Annotated in this window: 17 protein-coding genes and 1 other annotated feature; all 17 genes read right to left on the bottom strand. The window is 29.5% G+C overall.

Annotation, left to right across the window (positions count from 1 at the left end):
* Positions 1-66: 66 nt before the first annotated feature.
* Positions 67-714 (bottom strand): RNA polymerase sporulation sigma factor SigH, encoded by a 648-nt coding sequence (gene sigH, locus BN899_RS17610; protein WP_042278192.1) that lies wholly within the window; start codon positions 712-714, stop codon positions 67-69.
* Between the two features lie 61 nt (positions 715-775).
* On the bottom strand, positions 776-1,303 hold the full coding sequence (locus tag BN899_RS17605) for an NYN domain-containing protein (RefSeq protein ID WP_042278190.1): 528 nt from the start codon (positions 1,301-1,303) through the stop codon (positions 776-778).
* Between the two features lie 5 nt (positions 1,304-1,308).
* Positions 1,309-2,043, bottom strand: a complete 735-nt coding sequence (gene rlmB / locus BN899_RS17600; RefSeq protein WP_042278187.1) for a 23S rRNA (guanosine(2251)-2'-O)-methyltransferase RlmB — start codon at positions 2,041-2,043, stop codon at positions 1,309-1,311.
* Between the two features lie 12 nt (positions 2,044-2,055).
* Positions 2,056-2,814, bottom strand: a complete 759-nt coding sequence (thyX, locus tag BN899_RS17595) for an FAD-dependent thymidylate synthase (RefSeq protein WP_042278184.1) — start codon at positions 2,812-2,814, stop codon at positions 2,056-2,058.
* Between the two features lie 117 nt (positions 2,815-2,931).
* On the bottom strand, positions 2,932-3,327 hold the full coding sequence (locus BN899_RS17590) for a Mini-ribonuclease 3 (protein ID WP_147568608.1): 396 nt from the start codon (positions 3,325-3,327) through the stop codon (positions 2,932-2,934).
* 2 nt (positions 3,328-3,329) lie between these two features.
* Positions 3,330-4,727, bottom strand: coding sequence for a cysteine--tRNA ligase (cysS, locus tag BN899_RS17585; RefSeq protein WP_042278180.1), 1,398 nt, complete (start codon positions 4,725-4,727; stop codon positions 3,330-3,332).
* A 125-nt stretch (positions 4,728-4,852) separates the two neighbouring features.
* Positions 4,853-5,005, bottom strand: coding sequence for a hypothetical protein (locus BN899_RS19325; protein WP_173399951.1), 153 nt, complete (start codon positions 5,003-5,005; stop codon positions 4,853-4,855).
* Positions 5,006-5,257: 252 nt separating this feature from the next.
* Positions 5,258-6,739: a glutamate--tRNA ligase gene (gene gltX, locus BN899_RS17580; RefSeq protein WP_042278178.1), complete on the bottom strand. Its 1,482-nt coding sequence runs from the start codon at positions 6,737-6,739 to the stop codon at positions 5,258-5,260.
* 229 nt (positions 6,740-6,968) lie between these two features.
* Entirely contained in the window at positions 6,969-8,684 is a 1,716-nt protein-coding gene (locus BN899_RS17575) for a proline--tRNA ligase (RefSeq protein ID WP_042278177.1), read from the bottom strand.
* A gap of 180 nt (positions 8,685-8,864) precedes the next feature.
* Positions 8,865-9,071: a binding site (T-box leader), on the bottom strand.
* 67 nt (positions 9,072-9,138) lie between these two features.
* A complete protein-coding gene (gene ispF / locus BN899_RS17570; RefSeq protein WP_042278175.1) occupies positions 9,139-9,618 on the bottom strand; it encodes a 2-C-methyl-D-erythritol 2,4-cyclodiphosphate synthase in 480 nt (159 codons plus the stop codon).
* Between the two features lie 9 nt (positions 9,619-9,627).
* Positions 9,628-10,314, bottom strand: coding sequence for a 2-C-methyl-D-erythritol 4-phosphate cytidylyltransferase (gene ispD, locus BN899_RS17565; protein WP_042278173.1), 687 nt, complete (start codon positions 10,312-10,314; stop codon positions 9,628-9,630).
* A 100-nt stretch (positions 10,315-10,414) separates the two neighbouring features.
* Positions 10,415-11,497 carry a PIN/TRAM domain-containing protein gene (locus tag BN899_RS17560; protein ID WP_042278171.1) on the bottom strand — a complete coding sequence of 361 codons (1,083 nt, stop codon included), beginning with the start codon at positions 11,495-11,497 and terminating at the stop codon, positions 10,415-10,417.
* Between the two features lie 88 nt (positions 11,498-11,585).
* Positions 11,586-12,656 carry a DNA integrity scanning diadenylate cyclase DisA gene (disA, locus tag BN899_RS17555; protein WP_042278169.1) on the bottom strand — a complete coding sequence of 357 codons (1,071 nt, stop codon included), beginning with the start codon at positions 12,654-12,656 and terminating at the stop codon, positions 11,586-11,588.
* 2 nt (positions 12,657-12,658) lie between these two features.
* Positions 12,659-14,032, bottom strand: coding sequence for a DNA repair protein RadA (radA, locus tag BN899_RS17550; protein ID WP_042278167.1), 1,374 nt, complete (start codon positions 14,030-14,032; stop codon positions 12,659-12,661).
* Positions 14,033-14,242: 210 nt separating this feature from the next.
* The gene (locus BN899_RS17545) at positions 14,243-16,699 is read right to left on the bottom strand and encodes an ATP-dependent Clp protease ATP-binding subunit (RefSeq protein WP_042278165.1); all 2,457 of its coding nucleotides are present in this window, start codon (positions 16,697-16,699) and stop codon (positions 14,243-14,245) included.
* Between the two features lie 239 nt (positions 16,700-16,938).
* Positions 16,939-18,864, bottom strand: a complete 1,926-nt coding sequence (locus tag BN899_RS17540; RefSeq protein ID WP_042278163.1) for an elongation factor G — start codon at positions 18,862-18,864, stop codon at positions 16,939-16,941.
* A gap of 476 nt (positions 18,865-19,340) precedes the next feature.
* Entirely contained in the window at positions 19,341-22,775 is a 3,435-nt protein-coding gene (locus tag BN899_RS17535) for a pyruvate carboxylase (protein ID WP_042278161.1), read from the bottom strand.
* Between the last annotated feature and the right edge of the window lie 361 nt (positions 22,776-23,136).

The raw sequence follows: 23,136 nt of genomic DNA, 5'->3' as shown, positions 1-23,136 counted from the left end.
AATTCCTCCTCAGTTTTATGAATAAATTAATATGCTTATAATAAGCTTATGGTAAGTATTTTACTATTAATCATTCTTGTTTTCAAGATGTTTTTCTAATTTTCTCTTGACTCTTTGAAGAGCATTATCTATTGATTTTACATCTCTTTCAAGCCTGTCCGCTATATATTGATAACTCTTTCCATTTAGATATAGTTCTAGGACTTCTTGCTCTAATTCACTTAATAGTTCATTTATTTTAGATTCAATACGTTTTAACTCTTCTTTGCTAATTATAAGTTCTTCTGGATCAGTAACCATACTAGTTGCTATAATATCCAAAAGTGTTCTTTCTGATTCTTCATCATATATAGGTTTGTTTAAAGATACATAAGAATTAAGTGGTATATGTTTTTGTCTTGTTGCTGTCTTTATTGCTGTTATTATTTGTCTTGTTATACATATTTCAGCAAAACATTTAAACGAATTCGTTTTGTTTCCATCGAAATCTCTAACCGCTTTATAAAGCCCTATCATGCCTTCTTGTATTATGTCTTCCTTATCTGCACCTATTAAAAAATATGATTTTGCTTTTGCTTTTACAAAATTTTTGTATTTTTTAATAATATATTCTAAAGCTATTTTATCCCCTTTGCTAGCTTTTAATACTAAATCATATTCATCTTGTTGAGAATTATCCACTATCTCATAATATTTATCATTCGCTACTAACATGTAAAATCTCCCCCATTAACCATTTTCATAGCTATATTATAATCTAATAAATTTAGTATTTTCAATGCTTTCTACGAATGTTCTCAAGTTTCGACAATGTTTCCTTATCTATCCTATCCTCTAACCAGTTTCGCTGGATCTTTTTCTCCACACTACTCGTTTTTTCTCTTATTTTCGCCTTTGCGTTATCTAAGTCTAATTTTAATTCTCTTGCAGATATCCTTGATGCGCCTTTACCTAATACTATCTGTTGTTCTGCATAGTCATTAGTTGCTACTTTAACATCATCATATTTAGATAAAGAACTTATGTATTTTTCTATATAACTATCTGCTGTTTGATGTTCTTTTGTATATACTATAGTTATATATTTTCTAAACTCCAACTTTTCTTTACTACTTTTAACGTTGTATGCATCAAAAACTATTATCGCTTTTCGTCCTGTAAATTCTGCATATTCAATAATAGCATCAATAAGTTTATCTCTTGCATATTCTAAATCTGTTTTTGCTATTTTTTGTAATTCTTCCCATGCATTTATAATATTGTAACCATCTACTATTAAATACTTTTTTATATTTCTTCTCATTTAATTTATTTTACGCCTGATCTTTGCTTGAATATTTCGTATAAAAGAATCCCACCTGCTACAGATGCATTTAATGATGTTACATTCCCTATCATAGGCATTTTAACTGTAAAATCACAATTTTGTTTAACTAATCTAGATATTCCAAAACCTTCACTTCCTATTACTAATCCTAATGCTCCTGTAAGGTTTTGCTCATAGAAAGTTTGTCCATCCATATCAGCTGCTGCTATCCATAAGCCTTCTTCTTTTAATTTTTTTATTGTATTTACTATATTGGTTACTTTACAAACTGGTACATATTCAATTGCACCCGCCGAAGCTTTTACTACTACCGGAGTTATATGAACTGATCTTCTCTTTGGTATTATTACACCGTGAGCTCCTACTGCATCTGCTGTTCTTATTATAGATCCTAAGTTATGAGGGTCTGTTATCTCATCTAATATAATAAAGAACGGGTCTTCACCTTTTTCTTTTACGCTTTCTATTAATTCATCTAACTCCCAATACTTATGTTCACTTACTTGAGCCATTACACCTTGATGAGAGTGGCTTGTACTAATTTCATCTAATTTATTCTTATCAACATATTGAACAATTATGTTTTTATCTTTTGCCATTCCTATTATTTTCTTGATAGACCCTTCTTTAGCTGAATTTGCCACCATTATTTTATCTATTTCTCTATCATTTTTTATTGCTTCTATTACAGGATTTCTTCCTTCTATTATTGCCACTTCTTCCACCGCCTACAAATTCTTAAATTTTTCTCTTATTGAAACTATCTCACCGCATGTCATTTTACCTTCTGGACAAGGTCCTTTTACACAGTTAGGTCCACTATTTTTAAATAGTATTGGAGCAACTTGTTTTAATTGTCTTAGCATTTCTGTAGCTAATTCTCTTATTTCCCATTGTGCTCTTTCACAGCATCTATGATCTAGGAAATTATATAAACTTCTAGTGTTCATCGTAAATACCATTTTTGTTTCGCATGCATTTGGGAATACATATCTAGCATCTTCTATAGCTTTCTTTTCAGCGTCTCTTTTCGCCTCTTTTTCATTTTTTCCAGATTTTATTAAATTATTATAATGTTTTTCAAATAATATATCTACTAACTTATCATAAGTCTCTTGGTCTTTTTTCATAGCATCTATAAATACTTCTCTAGCTTCTTCTATCTCATTTATTTCCTGAGGAATTATATACTCAAATTGATTTAATTTAACATATCGTTGGCTTTGTTGTGAATAACTAGCTATACGATGTCTAACTATTTGATGTGAACATGCTCTTGATATTTCTTCTACTGCAAAAGTGAATGAAACATGTTCTAAAGGAGACTCATGTCCTATATTAATTAACATATTTAAAAACTTATCTATACTTTCATCAGTCAAATTCTTTTCTATATCGTCAACTCCAACAGCTGAATAGCATAGCTTAGCCGCCATAGATATAACTTTTTCTGGTTCTGGTGTATAAGATAATAATTTTACTTTCATTTTTAATATCCCCCTTATTAATAATTTATAGATACTATTATACCTTATTAGTTATCTTATAAAAACATATATTTTATATCTAAAAAAGTACTGCTTTTATAAGCAATACTTTTTATTTTACATATTATCTTCTATTATTTTTATTCCTTTTGATATTATATAATCAAGTCTTTCTTTTTCATTACCTAAATGTAAATAGCCTACTAATGCTTCAAATCCAGTTGCATGCTTATAGTCTATTATATCCGCATTTTTAGGAGAAGTATGAGATTTTTGATTTCTACCTCTCTTGTATATTCTTAATTCTTCTTCAGTTAACTCTTCTTCTATTTCATGCATTATAGTAGCTTGAGCTTTTGCCTTAACATACTTTACTGCTGATTTATGAAGATCATTAACTTTCTTATTTATATTTTGTCTAATAAGATATTCTCTTATATATGATTCGTAAATTGTATCTCCTATATAAGCTAATACTAATGGAGACATTGTTATTAATTCTGTTCTATTCATAATTATGCTCTTTTCCACTTAGTACCTTGTCTAGTATCTTCTAATATTATTCCCTTATCTAATAACTCTTGTCTTATGTCATCTGCTAATTTAAAATCTTTATTTTTTTTAGCATCCACTCTTTTTTGTATTAGATTTTCTATTTCTTCATCTAACATATCATCATTTTTCTTATTAACTATATTTAATACACTAGTTAATTCATTGAATTCATCTAAACATTTTTTAGCAAATTCTAAAGAAGATTTTTCATCTACATTAGTATTTATAAATCTAGATAGTTCAAATATAACACTTATAGCATCTGCCGTGTTTATATCATCTTCCATAGCATTTATAAACTTGGCTCTAAATCCATCTAATTCTATAGCTAATGATTTTTCATCCTCAGTTATACTAGATTCTTGTAGGTTACTTATTGTGAATTCTAATTTTTCTTTAGCATTATAAAGTCTTTCTAAAGCAGTTTTTGCTTGCGTTAACATTTCGTCACTAAAGTTAACTGGGTTTCTATAATGAGCTGATAACATAAAGAATCTAACTATTTCTAAATCATAAGAATTTGATATATCTCTTACAGTAAAGAAGTTTCCTTTAGATTTACTCATCTTTTCATTATTTATGTTTATATATCCATTGTGTACCCAATAATTTGAAAATGTTTTTCCACTTTTAGCTTCACTTTGAGCTATTTCATTTTCATGGTGAGGGAATGCTAAATCTTGGCCTCCTGCATGTATATCTATAGTTTCTCCTAGATACCTGTTTGACATAACAGAACATTCTATATGCCATCCTGGTCTACCTTCTCCCCATGGACTTTGCCATCCTGGTTCTCCTTCTTTTTTAGATTTCCAAAGAACGAAATCCATTGGATGTCTTTTTTGACTATTTACTTCTATTCTTGCTCCAGCTTCTAAGTCATCTTGATTTTGCTTTGAAAGTTTTCCGTATCCTTCAAATTTCTTAGTGTCAAAATAAACATCTCCATTTACTTCATAAGCATAACCTTTATCTTCTAATTCTTTAACAAAAGCTATTATCTCTTGTATGTTATCTGTAACTCTAGGATGAACATTAGCTCTTTTTATACCTAATCCATCAGCATCCTCAAAATATTCTTCTATATATTTATTTGCAACTTCCTCTGGAGATATATGTTCTTCATGTCCTCTTTTTATTATTTTATCATCAACATCCGTAAAGTTTTGAACATAAGTTACATCGTATCCTCTGTACTCTAAATATCTTCTTAAAGTATCAAATATTATAAACGGCCTTGCATTTCCTATGTGAATATAGTTGTATACAGTCGGTCCACATACATACATTTTCACCTTGCCTTCTTCTAATGGTACAAATTCTTCTTTTGTCCTCGTCAATGTATTATATAATTTCATACTTTTCACCTCGCTACTTTGTTATATCTTACCATAATATTATAGTTTAAAAATCTCAGAATTAATAGTATTACTATTATATCCTCAGTATTTCAAAAAAATCTACCTTTTAAAATATTATTAGACTATTCTTCTAGAAATAATACCTTACTTGAACTACATATTTCAAAAGTTTCTTTATTTATAATTTGTTCTTCCCTTAGTCTTTCTAGTATATTCACATACTCACTACATAGTTCCCTTAATTCCTTTTTTACATCCTCTATACTACTATACATAATTACCCCCCTATATCAAAACAAAACTCTATTAATTTATTTTATAATCACGTTTTAATCTCATATTAATTTTAATGTTGTTTTAATATATTACATTTATCGGATAAAATTCCTCTACCTTTACAACTAAATTCTTTCATCAAATAACTACATAAAAGTTTACATTCCTTTAATAATACACCGATATGACATTTAACTTTAAAATATTTACTATACAAAAAGCCCGCCTTTAAAATTAGCGGACTTTTATAATTATATAAGATTGTTTTTTACATAAGATATTCTATTTAAGCAAGTTTCTTTACCTAAAACTTCCATAGCCTTTGGTAAATCTGGTCCATGCATTTGACCAGTTAATGTTATTCTTGATCCCATAAATAAGTTTTTACCTTTTATTCCATGTTCTTTTTGTATTTCTTTAAACATTGCCTTTACGAAAGCTTCATCTACAACTTCAGCTTTTTCCATTTTTTCAGCTAATGCATTAACTAATGTTGGTATATGTTCTAAGTTTAAGAATTCTCTACATTCTTCAGTTTCTAATTCTACCTTATCTCCAAAGAATATCGAAGCATGGTCAGTTATTTCTTTTACATATTGTAATTTTTCTTTAAGTACTGATACCATGCCTACTATAAAGTCGTGCTTAGTAGTTGCTTCTTCTTCAGTTATAAATCCAGCTTCTACTAAGAATGGTATAGCTAAATCTGTTAAGAATTCATTATCTGCATCTTTTATATAATGTTGGTTAACCCAGTTTAATTTTTCTGTATCAAATACTCCACCACTCTTAGATACTCTTTCTACTGAGAAAGCTTTCTCTAATTCATCCATAGTGAATATTTCTTGGTTATCTTCTGGAGACCATCCTACTAATGCAACGTAGTTGATTAATCCTTCTGGTAAATATCCTTTTTTCTTGAAATCTTCAACAGCAACGTCTCCATGTCTCTTACTTAATTTTTTCTTTTCCTTATTAAGTATGTTTGGTAAATGTACAAATGTTGGTGCTTCCCATCCAAATGCTTCATATAAGTAAACATGTTTTGGAGTTGAAGAAACCCATTCTTCTCCTCTTATTACATGAGTTATTTTCATTAAATGGTCATCAACTACAACTGCAAAGTGGTAAGTTGGGAATCCATCAGTTTTTATTAATACTTGATCATCTAAATCATTAGTATTAAATTCTGTCTCTCCTCTAACTAAGTCAGTAAACTTTATAACATGATTTTCTGGTAATCTTAATCTTATTACATATGGTTCACCTGCTGCTATCTTTGCATCTATCTCTTCTTGAGTAAGGTCTCTACAATGACCATCGTATCTTGGAGTTTCTCCAGCTTCTTTTTGCTTTTCGCGAACAGAGTCTAATCTATCTTTAGTACAGAAGCAGTAGTAAGCTTTACCAGCATCTAATAACTCTTTTATATATTCTTTATATATACCTAATCTCTCAGATTGTATGTATGGACCATATTCACCCTTTTGAGTTATATTTCCATTTTTATCTAATACAACACCTTCGCTGTGGTTAACTCCACCCCAAGCCATGCCAGTAAGCATGTTTTCTATAGCACCATCTACTAATCTAGTTTGGTCAGTATCTTCTACTCTTAATATGTATTCTCCACCCATTTTCTTTGCAAATAAGTAATTGTATAAAGCTGTTCTTAAACTACCTATATGAACAAATCCAGTTGGACTTGGAGCAAATCTTACTCTTACGCTCATAATTTTACCTCCTGTAATTTTAATACGTATCTATAATATCAAAATACTATCTCTATTGTAATGTTATTTTGTCCAATTGATGCAAAAACAACATATTTTATTATTATATTTATCTACATTTGTGGATAAAGTTGATTTTTGTCGCAATTAAAATAGTATATATATCCACATTTTAATTAAAATTGTTAATAAGTTAGTGGATTATATATACTATCTAACTATTTTTTAATTATCCTAACTTTACGTTATGTTTTGCAAATTCAGCTTCAACCTTTGATTTAACTTCATCTAAAGATATTACTTCTTTATCTTGTGCTTCTCTTAACTTGAATTCTACTTTTCCATCTGTTATATCTTTACCAACAGTTATTCTCATTGGTATACCTATAAGCTCACTATCTTTGAATTTGAATCCAACTCTTTCATCTCTATCATCTAATAATACTTCTACACCCATAGCTTTTAACTCATTGTATAATTTTTCAGCAGCTTCTACTTGTTCGGCTTTTTTCATATTTACTGGTACTACTACTGCATGGTATGGAGCTATAGCTAAAGGCCATATTATACCATTTTCATCATGATGTTGTTCTATTACAGCTGCTGCTGTTCTTTCAACACCTATTCCGTAACATCCCATAACTATTGGTTGTGATTTACCATTTTTATCTAGATAAGTAGCTCCCATAGATTCTGAGTACTTAGTTCCTAACTTAAATATATGACCAACTTCTACTCCTCTAGCTACTTCTAGTGCACTACCACACTTAGTACATTTATCTCCTTCTTCTACATTTCTGAAGTCTCCAACTGTACCTTCAAAGTCTCTTCCATAGTTAGCATTTTCTATATGATATTCAGATTTATTAGCACCTATTATTAAATTCTTTTGATCTACTACTTCTTGGTCTATTAATAAGTAATCTGTTTTTATTCCTATTGGCCCAGCAAATCCAACTTCTGCACCAGTTACTTCTTTTATAGTTGTTTCACTAGCAAGTTCAAACTCTACAGCTCCGCCTATAGCATTAGCAACTTTCGTTTCGTTAACTTCTCTGTCTCCTCTAACTACTACTGCTACAGATTTTCCATCTGCATAGTATATTAAAGTTTTTCCAAATTTACCTGCTTCTATATTAAAGAATTTAGCTAATTCATCTATTGTAGTTACTCCTGGAGTATGAACTTCTTTTAATTCTTTCATTTCTTCACTACAAGCTTCATGATTTACTGACTCCGCTTTTTCTATATTAGCTGCATAGTCACATCCACTACAGAATACTATCTCATCTTCTCCAACTTCCGATTTAACCATGAATTCAGCTGATGCAGAACCACCCATAGCTCCTGAGTCTGCTTGAACTGGGCTATTTTCTAATTCACATCTTTTAAATATATTTGTATATGCTTCAAACATATCTTGATATGATTTATCTAATCCTTCTTGGTCTACGTCAAAGCTATAAGCATCTTTCATTGTGAAAGTCTTAGTTCTCATAACACCAAATCTTGGTCTTCTTTCATCTCTATATTTTACTTGTATTTGATATAAGTTAAGTGGTAAATGTTTATATGAAGTAACCTCTTGTCTTATTATATCTGTAAACACTTCTTCATGAGTTGGACCCATGCAGTAACTTCTTTCATTTCTATCATTAAGTCTAAACATTTCAGGACCCATTACATCCCATCTTCCTGACTCTTTCCAAAGTTCTGATGGTATTAATCCTGAACATAATATTTCTTGAGCATCTTTAGCGTTCATTTCTTCTCTTATTATATTTTGTATTTTATTGAATACTCTTAGGCCCATTGGTAATTGATTATATACTCCAGATGCCATTTTCTTTATCATACCTGCTCTCATCATTAATTGATGACTTGTTATTTCTGCATCCGATGGAACTTCTTTTAATGTTGATATTAACATTTTAGACATTTTCATAATTTTTTTCCTCCTAAATTAATAATTTTTAAGTTCTATAAATTAAAATTCGCTTCGCTCATATCGCCAACGACTGCGTCCGTTGCTCAAGCTTAGCATTTTGAAATTGTAATTTATCTAAAAAACAGATAAATTATAATTTCGTTATAATTAAAAAAACCTCTCATCACTATACAAATGTATAGAGACGAAAGGTTATATTTCCGCGGTACCACTCTAGTTAGCCCTAAGGCTCTCTTTATAGGATGTAACGGTCCTTACCGTAAAAACTTTTTAACGTTTCTAAGCTAAAAGACTGGTTCAAAAACTTATTCTTAGAAACTCTCAGCTAATGTTTCTTCTCTGTAAAGACTCCATCTTCTACTATTTCTTTATCATTGCTTTTAATTTATTTTTTATTAATATATACTTTAAATTTATTTTTGTGATTAAAATAATAATATATTATTTAATATTAGTTGTCAACTTTAACTAACATACAGATACTTTGAGATGCTATACCTTGCTTTGTACCTGTAAATCCAAGACCTTCTTCAGTAGTTGCTTTGACATTTATATTTTCTACATCTGTATTTAAAGCTCTTGCAATATTCTCTCTCATATTCATAATATGAGGTGCCATCTTAGGACTTTGCGCTATTATTGTACAATCTATATTTCCTATGGCATATCCTTTTTCTTTTATTAAATTATTTACAAACTCTAATAATTTTATACTATCGGCACCTTTATATCTTTCATCTGTATCAGGGAAATGTTTACCAATATCTCCAAGTGCAAGTGCTCCTAATATTGAATCCATTACAGCGTGAACTAAAACATCTGCATCTGAATGACCTAATAATCCTTTTTCATGTGGAACTTCTACTCCACCTATTATTAGCTGTCTTCCTTCTACTAATTTATGAACATCATACCCTAATCCTACTCTCATATTTTCCTCCTATAGATTTTGACTCTTTAGTATTTGAATTCCCATATTTATATCTTCTGGTGTAGTTACTTTTATATTATTATAAGACCCTTCAATCATTTTTACTTTATATCCTATACGCTCTATTAGCATAGCATCATCAGTTCCATAAAATTCGCTTTCAAATGCACTTTCATAAGCTTTCATTAATATTTCATAATTAAAAGTTTGAGGCGTTTGAACTGCCCATAACATGCTTCTATCTGGAGTATCTACTATATCATTGTCTTTAGTTACTACTTTTATAGTATCTTTTACAGGAACACCCACTACTACAGCATTATGTTTTTTAGCTGCATCTATCGAATTATTTATTATCTCTTTACTTACGAAAGGTCTAGCTCCATCATGCACTAATACATTTTTACAATCTTTATCTAGCATTTTTAGTCCATTATAAACAGAATCTTGTCTTTCTTTTCCTCCAAATGCTATTTTTATATTTTTAAAATTATATTTTTCTAATATTTCTTTTTTTAAAATATTAGCTTCTTCTTCTCTTACTACAACTACTATGTCTTGTATATTGCTATGATTATAGAATTTTTCAATTGTATAAGCAACTATTTCTTTTTCATTTAACTTTATAAATTGCTTATTTATATCCATTTTCATTCTGCTTCCTTTACCTGCTGCAACTATAACAACGCCATTCATATATTCACCTCTTTGTGTACTTATATACTCAAATTAAATCATATTAATATATTTTTGTATATAGAAAAAGCCTTCGAAAATACGAAGACTTTTTATTGTACTAATTTTTAGGTTTTCCAAATATCATTCTTCCCGCTGGTGTTTGTAGAACAGATGTAACTAATACTCTTATTGTTTCACCTATATGTCTTTTTCCACCATCGACAACTATCATTGTACCATCATCTAAGTATGCTATACCTTGACTATTTTCTTTTCCTTCTTTAACCACTTGAACTACCATTTCTTCTCCTGGTATTGCAACTGGCTTTATAGCATTTGCAAGTTCATTAATATTTAATACTTCAACACCTTGAACTTGTGCTACTTTATTAAGGTTATAGTCATTAGTAACTACCTTACCATTTAAAACTTGGCCTAACTTTAGAAGCTTACTATCAACTTCTGCTATATCGTCAAATCTAGCTTCGCTTATTTCAACTTCTATATCTAATTCTTTCTGAATTATACTTAATATATCAAGACCTCTTCTACCTCTAACTCTTTTTAAGTCATCTGAAGAATCTGCAATATGTTGTAACTCATCTAATACAAACTTAGGTATTATAAGCTTACCTTCTATAAAGCCTGTTTTACATATATCAGCTATTCTACCGTCTATTATAACACTAGTATCTAAAATCTTAGGCGGTATAGCTTTAACTTCTTTTTTAGCTGTTTTTTCTTTGATTGATGGTGCTAGTTTCCCAATCTTAACTATATTAAATAAGTCATCCTTACTCTTAAGAGCTACTCTAATTCCTAGGTATCCCATAAATCCATATGTAAGGAATGATAATATTCCACCGAATATAGGTATGGAGCTCATTAATCCACTTACTAAGTAAGCTATCACAAATCCTACTATAAGCCCAATAGAGCCTAGTAATATATCTGTTTGAGGATATCTTGATATCTCTTTATCTACAACTTTAGCCATATCTTTAAATTTATTTAAAACCCAAGGTTCTAGTATATAGAATAAAAGTCCTATAACTATACCTACTGCTATCGATCCTACTAAACCATATGTACCTTGACCAAATGCAAAATTTGGTATTGCTTTTGTTACTGCTGTATACGTAGTCATACCTAGGGTCAACCCAAGTAATCCAATTATTATTCTTGTTATTTTACGTATCAAATTTTCACCCCCTGGTTTTTATCCTTTAGTATTTTTTTATTATAATCCATAATACCCAATATATTCAATAACAAAGTCGTAACATTCATTATATATGTCTATCTAATAATACCAATTGTTTCATTTTTATAAGTCCATTTTTAATATATGTTGCTCTAATTTCACCTATTCCTTCTACATCATCTAAGTCTTCAATAGAAGCATCTAATATTTCCTGGAAATTTTCAAAATAATTAACTAAGTTTTCAATTATTGTTGATGGAAGCCTATGTATCTTATTAAGAATTCTATACCCTCTAGATTTTATAGCCATATCCATATTTTCTGAGAATCCACTATATCCTAATAACTTAGCCATATTAACTAAGTCTACAAGTTCTTCTGATGTTAGATTTTTTATTTTTCGTTTAAAATCTTTAATATCTACATCATGTCTACTATAATCTTTAAATATTAATTTTTGATCAATTCTAGTAGTACCCATTAGTTCATCTAACTGCATACTAACTAAGGTTCCTTCTTCACCTAACTCTATTATATACTTTTCAATTATGTTAGTAATCCTCATTACCATTTCCATTTTTTGTACTACAAGTGCAACATCATATATTGTTACTAAATCATTAAATTCTAGAGCATTTAGATTTATTACTGCTTGGTCTAGTACTGATTTGTACTTTTCTAAAGTCTGTAATGCTTGGTTTGCTTTTGTAAATATCTTTGATATTTCCTCTAATGCATACTTTTGATCACCTCTATAAACAGTTATTACATTTCTTCTTTGCGAAATAGCTATTACGATAGCTCCTGTTTGTTTAGCAACCCTTTCTGCTGTTCTATGCCTCGTGCCTGTTTCAGATGTAGGTATAGAGTAATCTGGTATTAACTGTGCATTTGCAAAAATTATTCTCTTTGCATCTGAACTAAGAACTATAGCTCCATCCATTTTAGCTAATTCATATAGGTATGCTGGTGAATACTCCGCGTTTATAGTGAATCCACCATCTACTACTCTCACTATTTCTTCATCTGTGGCAAGAACTATTAGTCCCCCTGTTTTTGCTTTTAAAACATTTTCTAATCCCTGTCTTAATGGACTTCCAGGAGATATCATTTTTAAAGCATGTAGTACATGTTTATTGCTTAGGAAATCCTCCATTATTATTTACTACCCCCTAATACTATATTTATTGCTTGTCTTAAGTTGTCTACAGGCCATATTTCTATTCCTTTTACATCTTTTACTACTTCATAGTTGTTTCTTGGAATAACCATTTTAGTAAATCCAAGCTTCTTGCACTCCGCTATTCTCTTTTCTATAAAGCTAACAGCTCTAACTTCTCCAGTTAGTCCTACTTCTCCGGTTACTGCTATGGTTTCATCTACAGGTAAATTTCTGAAACTTGAAGCTATAGATATTACTATACCTAGGTCTATAGAAGGTTCATTTATCTTAATTCCGCCTACAACATTGATATAAACATCTTGATTTTGTATTTGAAGACCAACACGCTTTTCAAGAACTGCTAAAAGCATACTCACTCTATTATAGTCTACACCTGTTGCCGTTCTCTTTGGTATACCAAAACTTGTAGGAGACACTAATGCTTGTAATTCTAGAAGCATTGGCCTAGTTCCTTCTACAGTAGAAATTATTACAGAACCTGCCACATCTTTTGGCTTTTCTGATATTAGTATTTTTGATGGATTTTCAAGTTCAACTAATCCTAAATCTCTCATCTCAAATACTCCAAGTTCATTAGTTGAACCAAATCTGTTTTTTACAGCTCTTACCATTCTATAAGTATTATATCTTTCTCCTTCAAAGTATAAAACTGTGTCAACCATGTGTTCAAGTAATTTAGGTCCAGCTAAAGACCCTTCTTTTGTTACATGTCCAACTACAAAGGTTGATATACCCATTTTTTTAGAAATTTTCATAAACTTTGAAGTTCCTTCTTTTATTTGACTAACTGTACCAGGAGCTGATGATATTTCTGGGCTAAATACCGTCTGTATAGAGTCTAATATTATAAGTTCTGGATTAATACTTTCTAATTGAGCTTCTATCATGCTTAAATTATTTTCAGCATATATATATAAATTATCGGAATTAATTCCTAATCTTTGAGCCCTCATTTTTATTTGAGATTCAGACTCTTCTCCTGATATATATAACACTCTTTTCCCAGAGTTTGCAACATTACTTGAAACTTGTATTAAAAGAGTTGATTTTCCTATACCAGGGTCTCCACCTACAAGAACTAAAGATCCTTTTACAACTCCTCCTCCTAGCACTCTATCTAGTTCATTTATGCATGTTGAAAATCTTTCTTCTTCTTTAGTTTGTATAGAATTTATACTTACTGGTTTAGAAGAAGACTTATCTATAATAAATACATCCTTTTTAGAACCCTTTTGCTCTATTTCTTCTACAAAAGTGTTCCATTTAGTACATTCTGGACATTTTCCTAACCATTTTGATGTTTCGTATCCACATTCTTGGCATACATATTTTGTCTTTATTTTCGCCATTTTAAATCACCCTTAACTTCCTATTGTCTATATAATTTTAACATACGTATGGTATATTATGTAAAGTTATTGAATTTTTAAATTAAATTTTAAATTTTCTTAGCATATTACCAAATAATCCTGTTTATATCAATAGTTTTTAGTATCATTTATAAACTTATTAATACAAAAATAAAGGGGAAATATAACCTCCCCCCTTATCATATATCACTACTCTTTACTTTCAAATATTATACTATTATCTTTAGCTTTTACTATAACAATACTTCCTTTTTTTATATTTCCTTTTAATATCTCTTCTGATAATTTATCTTCTAATTCTTTTTGTATAGCTCTTTTTAATGGTCTTGCTCCATATTCTAAATCAAACCCTGATTTTGATATTAGTTTTATAGCATCTTCTCTCATCTCTAATTTTATATCCATTTTTTCTAGTCTATTAACTAAATCTTGAGACATTATTATTACTATCTTAGATATATGTTCCTCTGTTAATGAGTGGAACACTATTATATCATCAATTCTATTTATAAATTCTGGTCTGAAATTTTTCTTTACTTCTCCCATTATATTTTCTTTCATTTTTTCATATTGAGTTTTTATAATCATCTCTTCGTCTTTATTAGCACTAAATCCTAAAGTTTTTTGTTTATCAATTGTAGTAGCTCCTACATTTGAAGTCATTATTATTATAGTATTTTTAAAATCAACAGCTCTTCCTTTTGAATCTGTTAATCTACCTTCATCTAATATCTGCAATAGTATATTGAATACATCAGGATGAGCTTTTTCTATTTCATCAAATAACACAACTGAGTATGGATGTCTTCTAACCTTCTCCGTTAATTGTCCTCCTTCATCATATCCTACATACCCTGGAGGTGAACCTATCATTCTAGATACTGCATGCTTTTCCATATATTCAGACATATCTATTCTTATGATTTGATTTTCATCTCCAAATTGAACTTCAGCTAAAGCTTTAGATAATTCAGTTTTTCCTACACCTGTTGGACCTAAGAATAAGAATGAACCAATCGGCTTATTAGGGTCTTTAAGCCCCGCTCTTGATCTTCTTATTGCACTGGCAATAGATTTAACTGCCTGTTCTTGACCTACCACTCTATCATGTAATATATCTTCTAGTTTTAATAATTTATAAGATTCTTCTTCTACTATTTTATTTATTGGTATTCCAGTCCATAACTCAACAACTTCCGCTATTGCTTCTGCATCAACTAAATCTGCATACTTAGTTGATTTGTTCCACTGTTGCCTTACTTCTTCTAATTGCTTTTTAAGACTTTCTTGCTCATCTCTTATCTTAGCTGCTTTTTCGAAATCTTGATATCTAACAGCTTCTTCTTTTTCATTTATTATATTTTGCATTTCATCTTCCAAATCTTTTATTTCAGACGTTGGAGTAACCTCTCTTAATCTTACTCTAGAAGCTGCTTCGTCTATTAAATCTATAGCTTTGTCTGGTAAAAATCTATCTGGTATATATCTAATAGATAAGTCTACAGATGCTTTTATAGCTTCATCGCTTATCTTAACTCTATGATGAGCTTCATATTTATCTCTTAGTCCTTGTATCATCTTTACAGTATCTTCAGCTGTAGGCTCATTTACCATAACTGGCTGGAATCTTCTTTCAAGCGCCGAGTCTTTTTCTATATGCTTTCTAAACTCATCTATAGTTGTAGCACCTATAACTTGTATTTCGCCTCTTGATAAAGCTGGTTTTAATATATTTGATGCATCTATTGTACTCTCTCCAGTTGATCCTGCTCCTATTATTGTGTGTAGCTCATCTATAAATAAAATTATATTTTTATTTTTCATTACTTCATCTACTACGCTTTTTATTCTCTCTTCAAATTCGCCTCTATATTTAGCTCCTGCTAACATTGACCCCATATCTAATGTATATAATGTTTTATTTTTTAATGTTTCAGGAACATCTCCTGCTGATATATTTATAGCTAAACCTTCTACAATTGAAGTTTTTCCCACACCTGGGTCACCTATTATTACGGGGTTATTCTTTGTTCTTCGACTTAGTATTTGAACAATTCTTTGTATTTCTTTTTCCCTTCCTATTACAGGATCTATTTTTCCTTGTGAAGCATAATTAGTAAGGTTAATTCCATATTTATCTAATAATTTAGACGATGCTGATTGAACCTTAGCAGGATATCTATTTTCTTCTTCTTGCTGTACCGCATATTCGTCTAACCCCATCATATCTATTATCATCTGAACTATTGTTCTTTCATCTATTCCTTCAGCGTTTAATATTTTAATACCTATACCTTCGCCCTCTTGAACAATTGCAAGTAATATATGCTCTGTTCCTATATAATTAGTTTTTAATTTATTTGCAAACATCCCAGATAGCTCTAGTATCTGTTTACTTCTAGGACTTAATGTTATCTCCGAAGGTGTATTTTCTACTTTACCTTCTATTTCAATTATCTTTGCCTCTAATATAGTATCTGTTATCCCTAGTTTCAGTAGTACTTTAGCTGCTATGCCTTCTTTTTCTCTTAGTAATCCTAAAAGAATATGCTCACTGCCAACAACCTCATGTCCTAGCTTTTGGGCCGACTCCAAACTTAAATCTATAGCTTTTTTGGCCCTTTGAGTAAATCTATTAAAGTACATTACATCCCCTCCTGCCTTACATCTTATACATCTTAAAATTTATCGATAGTATTATAATTACGATTCCTTATAATATGTGTAATGGTTAATTATATAATTTATATGATTTTTTATACTTAATGTTTACACATACAAATCTATTTTTATAAAAATTTATTTATCTTAATGTATTATATGAACTAGAATTTAAAAGGCTCCAGACAAGCTATCTGAAGCCTTTTTTATAAAATTTTTAATTATTATTTGCTATTGATATAATTTTTTTGAGCTATTTGATTTGGAACTTCTTCATACTTTTCTATTTCCATCTCAAAATATCCTCTTCCTTGTGTCATTGATCTTAAATCTATAGCATATTTAAATGTTTCTGCTTGAGGTGCTTGAGCATATATTACTTGTTTTCCTTTATCATCCGGCTCCATTCCAAGTATTTTTCCTCTTCTTTTATTAATATCTCCCATTACATCTCCCATATATTCGTCTGGGATTGTTATTTTAAGTTTCATTATAGGCTCCAATAGTATTGGTTGTGCTTGTTCCATACCTTTTTTAAATGCAGTACTTGCGGCTAATTTAAATGCCATTTCTGAAGAATCTACATCATGATATGAACCATCATAAAGAGTCGCTTTTATGTGAGTAACAGGGAAACCTGCAAGTGTTCCTTTTACCATCGAATCCCTTAGTCCTTTTTCTACTGCTGGTATATATTGTTTTGGAACAGAGCCACCAAATATTTCTTCTGCAAATTCAAAATCATCATTGCTTCTCTCAAATTTTATTTTTACATCTCCATATTGTCCATGGCCGCCAGATTGCTTTTTATGTTTTCCTTGAACATCAGCATAACCTCTTATAGTTTCTCTATATGCAACCTTAAGGTCCATCAATTCTACATCTACTCCAAATTTTTCTTTCATTCTATTTTTTACTGTATTTATGTGTAATTCTCCTTGGCCTCCTATAAGAGCTTGTTTTGTTTCTGAATTTCTATACCAACGTATAGTTGGATCTTCTTCTACTATTTTATTTAATGTTATACTTACTTTTTCTTCATCTCCCTTATTTTTAGGAGCTATAGCATAATATATCTGCGGTTTAGGAAGATCTATTTCAGATAAAATATCTTCCTCTCTATCTAAAGATAATGTATATCCTGTTTGTAATGAATTTACTTTAGTAAGTATGACTACATCTCCACATTTAGCTTTTTCTATTTCTACTAAGTCATTATTTTTCATTGTATATAAATTATATATTTTTTCTTTTATATCTTTATTTATATTAAACACATCACTATCTTTAGTAATTTCTCCTTGAGTAACTTTTAAGTAAGACATTTTCCCTATAAATGGATCTACTATTGTCTTAAAAATAAATCCTTTGAATACACCTTCTTGATTTTTATATTTAGGTTCTAAATATTTAGATACTGTTTCTAATATTTCAGATGTACCTATATTGTTTATCGTGGAACCACAAATTACCGGAATAATATCGCCTCTTTGCATACCTATAGTTAATCCTTTTTGTATATCATCAAAACTTAAATCTTCTCCGCTAAAATACTTATCTAGTATTTCATCATCAGTTTCCGCTATAAGCTCCATTAAAGCTTCTTTTACACTCATAGCTTCATCTTTAAATTCACCCTCTAAACCATCCATATTTTCAAAAACATTGTGTAATTTAATAAACTTTTTATCTTTATAAATTGGTATAATCATAGGTACTACTTTATTTCCATACTTTTCTCTTAACATAGCTAAAGTGTCTTTATATCTAGCTTTTTCATTATCTATTTTGTTTATAAACATTATCTTTGGAATGTTTTCAGTTAGTTCTAATGACTTCTCTGTTCCTACTTGAATATCAGTTGTCGCATCTATTACTATTATGGCTGCATCACTTGCACTAAGTGAAGAAATAACCTCTCCACTGAAGTCAAAATATCCTGGAGTATCTAGTAAATTATACTTGAAATCATTATATTCAATTGGTACTAACCCCATACTATAAGTCATTGTTACTTTATCTGTTATCTTAGGTATTTTATTAGTAAGATTTGCTGTATATGATATAGCTTCAATTAGATTTGTTTTTCCACAACCACTATGTCCTAGTACTGATATGTTTCTTAACATATTGTTATCATAAACTTTCATAAAAGCACCTACCTTTTAATATTTATACAAAATTTAGATATTACACTTTATTAAATACTTGTTACTCTTTACAAAATAACGTTTCTTTACGATATGTAACTTACTTGTCTTTTGTATTACAAATGGTGAGGTAACTAACTTAATTTGAATATAAAACTATCCTCTTTATACAATATGTATTTAATTAACTTTCTAGACTAATTTATCTTTACCTATTTTTATTAATAATGAATAATAAAAAACAGATTTAAGTATATTTCTATATCAAAATCTTTCTCTCCTTCTTTTTATAAATAACTTTTAATTTCAAATTTATATTAAATAAAAATATGTCCGTTTTATCTATGTATAAATATCTGCGCCTCACCTACAATAGCATTAAGGATTAGGTATATTAAGGAGTATTATTAGGTAGAAATTATATTTTCTTCATAAAAAATACTCTAGATGATTATCTAGAGTATTTTTTATTTACTTTATTTTTTCATTTCCATTAGTAACTGCTTATCTCTTACCATTTCATTTTCATCTACTTTTATAGATTTTACTATACAATCTGTTTTAGAAACAATTATAGTTTCCATCTTCATAGCTTCTATTATTAGTAATGGTTGATTTTGTTTTACTTCATCATTTTCCTTAACTAATACTTTTACTACTTTACCAGGAATACTAGCACCAATTTGTAAAGGATCATTCATATCGGCTTTTACTATATCTTTAATATTACCCGAGAAATTTTTATCTTTTACTTCAATTTCTCTTATCATGCCATTTAATTCGAATACAATCGTTCTAGTTCCACTTTCTTTGACATCACCTATTTCCACTAACTTAATTGTTAATACCTTACCTTCTTCTATCTCAACTTCACATTCTTCACCTTTATTTAATCCATAGAAATATACATGACTTTCAAGTTTTGATATATCATTGTATTCTTGTAAGTGTTTTATATATTCTTCATATACCTTTGGATATAATGTATAACTTAAAACATTTCTTATATTTGCATTTATATTACAGTTAGTATCTAAATAATCTTTTGCCATATCAAAATCTTCGTCAGGAATTAAAAGTCCCGGTCTTACAGTTATAGGTTTTTCTCCTTTTAATACAATCTTTTGAATATCTTCAGGTATTCCACCTTCTGGTTGACCAATCATACCCTTACAGTAATCTACTACTGAGTCTGGGAAAGATAATTTCTTTCCTTCTTGTATAATATTTTCTTTGTTTAACTTGTTTTTAGCCATAAATATTGCTAAGTCTCCAACTACCTTTGAAGATGGAGTAACTTTTATAATATCTCCTAGCACATCATTTGCTTCTTTATACATTAATTTTACTGTATCAAATTTATTAGTTAATCCTAAACTGTCAGCTTGTGGCTTTAGATTTGTGTATTGTCCTCCTGGTATTTCATATTTATATATTTCTGCAGAAGGATTTATTAAGTCACTTTCAAACTTACTGTATATCTTTCTTAAGTCTTTATAGTAGTTTCCTATCTCTTCATATCCGTATAAATCAATCTTAGTATCTCTTTCAGTGTTTTTAAGCGCTTCTACTATAGCATTTATAGATGGCTGACTAGTTAATCCCGCCATAGTTTCTAGTGCACCATCAACAATATCCACTCCAGCTTCTGATGCCATTAAGCATGTAGCTATACCATTTCCACTAGTATCATGAGTGTGTAAGTGTATCGGCGTATTTACATTTCTTTTTAATTCCTTTATAAGTGTATATGCTGCATAAGGTTTAAGTAATCCAGCCATATCTTTTATACATATAATATCTGAACCTAAACTTTCTAATTCTTTAGCCATTCTTATATAATAATCTAAATCGTATTTAGTTTTAGTTTTATCTAATATATCTCCTGAATAGCATATACTTGCTTCTACTATTTTTCCAGTTTTTAATGCAGCTGATATAGAAGGTTTCATATTTTCTACCCAGTTTAAAGAGTCAAATATTCTAAATACATCTATACCTTGTTTTGAAGATTCACTTATGAACTCTTTAATTACATTATCAGGATAATTTTTATATCCTACACCATTAGATGCTCTGAATAGCATCTGGAACATTATATTAGGTATAGCTTTTCTTAGTTTTTGGAGTCTAATCCAAGGAGATTCATTTAAAAATCTATATGCTACATCAAAAGTAGCTCCTCCCCACATTTCTAATGAGAATAAATCTTTCATATAATCATTTGTAGGTTCTGCTACTTGTAATAGGTCATAAGTTCTAAGTCTAGTTGCTAGTAATGATTGATGTGCATCTCTCATTGTAGTATCAGTTAATAATAGTTTTTTCTCATTCTTTATACTTTCTATATAATCTGTCTTACCTAATCTATCAAATAAATCCTTACTACCTTCAGGTTTTATAAGTTCACTTTTTATACTAGGCTTGTGTAGTGCTTCAAATATAGGTTTATCATTGCATTTATTTTCATTTATTACTACATCTCCTATAAATTGAAGTAATTTTGTTCCTCTGTCTTTACTCTCTCTTATCTCAAATAGTTCTGGATTTTCGTCTATAAATTTAGTACTACACTGACCTTTTGTAAAAATAGGATTATTTAGTACATTTACTAGGAAGCCTATATTAGTTTTTACACCTCTTATTCTAAGCTCTTTTATAGATCTTACAGTTTTATTTATAGCTCCTTTGAAAGTCCTATCCCAAGATATAGTCTTAACTAGCAAGCTATCATAGTATGGACTTATATTAGATCCTGTAAATCCATTTCCACCGTCTAATCTAATTCCATTTCCTGACCCGGTTCTATAAACTTGTATTTTACCTGTATCTGGCATAAATTTATTTTTAGGATCCTCAGTTGTTATTCTACACTGTATAGAATATCCTCTCACTTCAACATCCTCTTGAGATTTTATATTTATTTCATCACTATCTAATCTGTACCCTTGAGCTATTAATATTTGACTTTGAACTATATCTATCCCTGTTATCATTTCTGTAACAGTATGTTCAACTTGTACTCTAGGATTCATTTCTATAAAATAATGATGCTTGCTATCATCTACTAAAAATTCTAATGTACCTGCATTAACATAACCTACATGCTTAGCTATTTTTATTGCATCCCTACATATACGTTCCCTTAACTCATCATCTAGAGAAAATGCTGGTGCATATTCAATTATTTTTTGATGTCTTCTTTGAACAGAGCAATCTCTTTCATATAAATGTACTATATTACCATGCTTATCTCCTAGTATTTGTACTTCTATATGTTTTGGATCTGCTATATATTTCTCTATAAATATAATATCTTCGCCAAATGCTTTTCTTGATTCACTACATGCAGTCTTATATTCTATTTCAAGGTCATTTTCATTATATACAACTCTCATACCTCTTCCGCCACCACCATTAGAGGCTTTAAGCATTATAGGGTAGCCTATTTCCTCTGCAATTATTTTAGCTTCTTCAGAAGTTTTTATTGGTTTATCTATTCCCGGTATAGTATCAACATTAACCTCTTTCGCGATTTTCTTAGCATTTATTTTATCTCCCATCATATTCATTATATCCGCTGATGGTCCTATAAAAACTATTCCATTTTCTTCGCACTTACGTACAAATTCCGGATTTTCAGATAAAAATCCATATCCTGGATGAATCGCATCTACATTCTTTCTTTTAGCTAAATCTATTATTGCATCCATATCTAAATATGCATCTACTGGACCTTTGTCTTCTCCTATTAAATATGATTCATCTGCTTTTGTTCTAAATAATCCATATTTATCTTCTTTACTATATATACCAACACTTTTTATGCCTAATTCAGAACAGGCTCTGAATATTCTTATGGCAATCTCTCCTCTATTAGCTACTAATATTTTGTTAAATTTTTTAAGCATAGTATCTAAAAATCCCCCTTATTCTTATAATATTAAAGATTATAGACTAATTTACTTTAATTTGAAATACATTTAGATAAGTTCCTTAATAAATAATACAAATATATCAAAGTAAATAATTTATATCATTTAGTTTTAAAAATCACCTCACTAAAGTAAAGCTGATTTTTATCATAATAATTGCTAACTTATTTATTTTATGGGATAATAACAAAATATGTTCTGTTTAAATATATCTCTATATAAGAATTAATTCTTTAAAATTAAAAAACTCCCTTAGGGAGTTTTTTTAATTTAACTATTACAAATTTACTTATCTAATATTGTAAGCACAACTGCTCAAATTTACACAATAAAAAAG

The sequence above is a fragment of the Faecalimicrobium dakarense genome (assembly GCF_000499525.1).
Classification (GTDB): domain Bacteria; phylum Bacillota; class Clostridia; order Peptostreptococcales; family Peptostreptococcaceae; genus Faecalimicrobium; species Faecalimicrobium dakarense.
The sequence above is the reverse complement of the archived record's forward strand: the minus strand, read 5'-3'. Positions and strand labels throughout refer to the sequence as shown.